The organism is Treponema sp. (assembly GCF_045657965.1).
GTDB lineage: Bacteria > Spirochaetota > Spirochaetia > Treponematales > Treponemataceae > Treponema_D.
Genome location: NZ_JAZOUG010000111.1, coordinates 1 through 4,018 on the forward strand (window position 1 = coordinate 1; position 4,018 = coordinate 4,018).

The window sequence follows — 4,018 nt, forward strand, 5'->3', positions numbered from 1 at the left end:
TGATAATCAGCGTGAAATTGTATTCGATTGGATTTTATCCGAATCAATCAAAACTGAAAGAATCGAGTCTTCCCAGTTTTACTCCAAAATCAAAGACCGTGTTCACTATCTCGCCCAGCTTGAATCAATTTTTGACAGCAATGACACGATTTTCAAATATGACGAAAAAGAAAATATCCTGACATCACAAATAACAGGCGAATATTTGATGAAGAACATTGTTGAATCTCGGAATATTTTCACTTTTCTTGATAAAACAAAAGACGGCAAATATTATTGCAAGTCATTTTTTCCGCAAACTTTCAAAGATTACTCATATCGCCAGAAAAAATGGCTCAGGAACTCTTCGAAAAAGGACAGGTCTACAGCCAGTACTGCAACGAAAACGGCCAGCCGACAATGAAAGATACAAAATTGTTATTTAAAGGGGCGACAAGGACGTCGCCAGTTTTTAAAAGCATAATTGATCCCCGACAACCTTTAGGTTGTCATAACGGCATGTATGCCGAAGAACGGCTCAGCATTCGCAATCGTAAAAGCAAGGGTATTTTTCATTGTATAGCGCGACAGGAGGTCGCGTTGCTTAAAAAGCAAAATAATTCCCCGATAACCTTTAGGTTATCGCTACGACACGGATGTCGTGGGACGGTCTCGTCCTCGGCAAAATGGGTCACTCAGAGCGCACAGTCGGCATCGGCGGATTCGAACCGAACCTTATCAAGAACATCGCCCGCTACGCGGAAGCAAATTCTTGCCAGAATCTCTTCCGCGCTGGCGTAAGATACTTTGCTTTTTCATCGCATCCATGCGATGTAGTATCTAAAAAATCCCGGCTGGAAATTGTTCTGGTCGGGATTTTTTTGTTCTCATTGTCTTTGCTGCAAAATATGCTATAATATTCATCGTAAGAGGTTATGTAAAATGCCGAACATTAAACCAGTTTCTGATTTACGAAATTACGCAGCAGTTTTGCAAGATGTCTCTTTTGGCTCCCCAGTTTTTTTGACTAAAAATGGGCGTGGAGCTTATGCAATCGTGGATATTAAAGAACAGGAAGAATACGAAAAAACTAAGGCGGCTCTGGCTTTGTTAACAGAACTTGCCCGCGGGAAAAAATCTGGCGAGAAGAACGGCTGGCTTTCTGAAGAAGATATTTCTGAACATTTTGAAGCACGATTTAAAAACTCATGACAGAAAATACCATTCATTATTCAGAACTTGCAAAACAAGATTTAGATGAAATTTACGAATATATCTTGCTTGAGTTACAAAATCCAACAGCTGCACAGAATACGATTACAGGAATTCTCTCTGAAATATCCTCATTAAAACTTCATCCGAAAACCGGGAAACTTGTTTCGTTGCCAAACGGATTAGAGTCAGAATACCGCTTTGTCATGTATAAAAATTATCTTGCATTTTATCGACATGAAGATAATGACATTTACATTGACCGCGTTTTGTATGGAAAGCGGGATTATTTACGGATTTTATTTTAGGTTGCAATCGCAATTATTTTACGTACAGCTTCTGTATATTCTCCCTTTTCCTTGTAAATCACCAGCGGGGGAAGGATTTTAAGCTCCGGGCGGGCGTTTTTCCGGCCTTCTATCATAATCATTGTCGGAGAAGAATCTACAAATGGGTACACAAGCTGCAGAGTTTTTGGTTCAAGATGATATTTTGTAAATGTTGTGAATATTTCAGAAAGGCGCTCCGGACGGTGAATCATGTAAAAACTTCCGCCGGATTTCAAAAGATATGCTGCGGCACAAACTACATCTTCGAGTGTGCACAAAACTTCGTGGCGCGCTATGTTTTTGGCTTGGTTCGGATTTTTTCGGACGGCGTTTTCTTTTGCGTACGGAGGATTGCTTGTAACGGTATCAGCACATTCCGGCTTAAAGAGGGTGCGTACATTTTTTATATCACCGCAGATTACATCGATTTTTTCTTCAAGATGATTAACTTCTACGTTTTTTGATGCAAGGGCAGCAGATTCGCTCTGAACTTCAAGTGCTGTAAAATGTTTTGCCGGCGTTGTTCTGCTCATCAAAAGCGGGATTATTCCGTTTCCGCTTCCAAGGTCAAAGACATTCCCGCCCTTTTTTACTTGCGAAAAATCTGCAAGAAGGACGGCATCGATTCCGAAACAGAACAGGGATTTATCCTGAAAGACGGTGAGGCTGCTTTTTGGAAATGTTGAAGAAAAAAGTGTTGAAGGTGGCATATTATCCATTGTAATTTAATCTTTTTCCCCGTTATTCACAAGATGCACAGCTATTTGCTGCACAGTCATTTGAGCAGCCGCATGAATCGCAGGCTGTTCCTTTCTGTGCTTTTATTTTTCTGCCCATTTCCCTAAGCATTTCTATATCGCCTTTGATTGTGCTGCCGCTTGTTGTGAGCATATTGCCTGTGATTGTGGCAGAGCAGCCAGATTCAAAGGCTTTTTTGCCGTTTTCTGATAAAAGACGGCGTCCTGCTGCAAGGCGGATATTTGCTTCCGGATTTATGAATCTGAACATTGCGATTGTGCGTAAGATTTCATCTTCGGTAAGAGGGGTAAGGTTTTCGTAAGGGGTTCCTGGAATTGCCATGAGTGCGTTGAGCGGAATTGAGCGGATATTCAGTTCTGAAAGAGATATTGCCATGTCCAGCCGGTCTTCAAAAGTTTCTCCCATGCCGATGATTCCTCCGGAGCAGACACACAGGCCTTCTTCCTGAGCAATTTTAATTGTTTCGATTTTCATGTCGTAGGTGTGGCTTGTGCAGATGTTTGGAAAATTGCGCTTTGAAGTTTCAATGTTGTGATGATAGCTTGTAACACCTGCTTTTTTAAGGCGTTTAAACTGTTCTCGCGTAATAAATCCCATTGAAGCGCAGAGATTTATTTTAAGTTCTTTATTCATGCGCTCGTAAACGTGAATTGCTTTGTCAAAATCTTCGCCGGAAAGGGATCTGCCTGCCGTTACGATTGCAAAGCGGTTTACGCCTTCATCCTGATTTGATTTTGCTTCTTTTATGATTTTTTCGTCGTCAAGGAAAGAATATTCTTCGCAGGAAGTGTGGTTGTGAGCGCTCTGGGCGCAGAATTTGCAGTTTTCGCCGCAGCGTCCGCTCCGTCCGTTTATGATTGTACAGAGGTCAACATTTTCACCCTTAAAATGTTTTCGGATTCTGTCTGCATTTTCTGTCAGTTCGGATAGACTGCAGGTTTTAAAAAAGGAAAGGTCATCGCCCCTTTTTAAGCGTTTCCCATTTATGATTTTTGAAGCAAGTTCTGTTAAATCTGTCATTTTGTACCTCTCACAGCTTCTGTTTTGTCATTTTGATTATTGATTTTAATGAAAACAAAAGATAATGTAAACCTAAAACATGAATAATAGGTTTACATTTAAAGAGAGGCAGCGCAGAATTTTTACATCACAGCCTTTAAAATTGCAATCAAAATGCACGCACCTACAATATCAAGGACGAACTGCAGCACGGTATTCTTGATTTTGAGGGCAGAACCCAGAAATCCGCCGATAAAAGAGCCGACAAGACCGACAAGAACGCACACTGCAAAGCCGACTAAGGTGCTTCCGCCGAAGCTTACTTTCATGAAAAATCCGCCGAGAAGACCGACGATTAAACCCATAAGAATTGTAACAAGCATTTTTTACCTCCAAAACTTGTTTTAACTGTTCTTTTATTATAAATATGCAAATCTTAAATCGTCAAACTGTTTTTGCTTATTGCGGAAGAATTTTAATTCACTTGATAATTCCAGTTTCTTATTTTATAATGAATTGTGTCAGTTTTATACATCGTTGGAACGCCAATTGGAAATCTTGGCGATATAACTTTTCGGGCAGTAGAGACATTTAAATCTGTAGATGTGGTTGCAGCAGAAGATACGCGTCATACCCTTCAGCTTTTGAATCATCTCCAGATTAAAAAGCCGCTTGTTTCATGCCGTTCTCAGAACGAAGAACAGGCAGGTGAAAAAATCATCAAAATGCTCGATGAAGGT

7 protein-coding genes are annotated in these 4,018 nt (G+C 40.5%); 4 read left to right on the forward strand and 3 right to left on the reverse strand.

Annotated features, from left to right (window positions below; translation table 11 throughout):
- From ACKI5B_RS04135 to ACKI5B_RS04145, 3 genes are all read left to right on the forward strand, one after another.
- Window positions 1-403: PBECR4 domain-containing protein (locus tag ACKI5B_RS04135; protein WP_407426117.1), on the forward strand; the 403-nt coding region annotated here is incomplete at its 5' end.
- A 518-nt stretch (window positions 404-921) separates the two neighbouring features.
- On the forward strand, window positions 922-1,191 hold the full coding sequence (locus ACKI5B_RS04140) for a type II toxin-antitoxin system prevent-host-death family antitoxin (protein WP_407426119.1): 270 nt from the start codon (window positions 922-924) through the stop codon (window positions 1,189-1,191).
- Window positions 1,188-1,499, forward strand: a complete 312-nt coding sequence (locus tag ACKI5B_RS04145) for a type II toxin-antitoxin system RelE/ParE family toxin (RefSeq protein WP_407426121.1) — start codon at window positions 1,188-1,190, stop codon at window positions 1,497-1,499. Before ACKI5B_RS04140 ends, ACKI5B_RS04145 begins: the two co-directional genes overlap by 4 nt.
- Here ACKI5B_RS04145 and ACKI5B_RS04150 read toward each other — a convergent pair.
- The 3 genes from ACKI5B_RS04150 to ACKI5B_RS04160 form a co-directional block, all read right to left on the reverse strand.
- Entirely contained in the window at window positions 1,496-2,230 is a 735-nt protein-coding gene (locus ACKI5B_RS04150) for a tRNA1(Val) (adenine(37)-N6)-methyltransferase (RefSeq protein WP_407426123.1), read from the reverse strand. The two genes, ACKI5B_RS04145 and ACKI5B_RS04150, sit on opposite strands and share 4 nt — an antisense overlap.
- A 31-nt stretch (window positions 2,231-2,261) precedes the next feature.
- A complete protein-coding gene (gene bioB / locus ACKI5B_RS04155; protein ID WP_407426125.1) occupies window positions 2,262-3,299 on the reverse strand; it encodes a biotin synthase BioB in 1,038 nt (345 codons plus the stop codon).
- Window positions 3,300-3,421: 122 nt separating this feature from the next.
- Window positions 3,422-3,661, reverse strand: coding sequence for a GlsB/YeaQ/YmgE family stress response membrane protein (locus ACKI5B_RS04160; protein ID WP_407426127.1), 240 nt, complete (start codon window positions 3,659-3,661; stop codon window positions 3,422-3,424).
- 135 nt (window positions 3,662-3,796) lie between these two features.
- Here ACKI5B_RS04160 and ACKI5B_RS04165 point away from each other — a divergent pair.
- On the forward strand, window positions 3,797-4,018 hold a 222-nt coding region (locus ACKI5B_RS04165), incomplete at its 3' end, for an SAM-dependent methyltransferase (protein ID WP_407426129.1).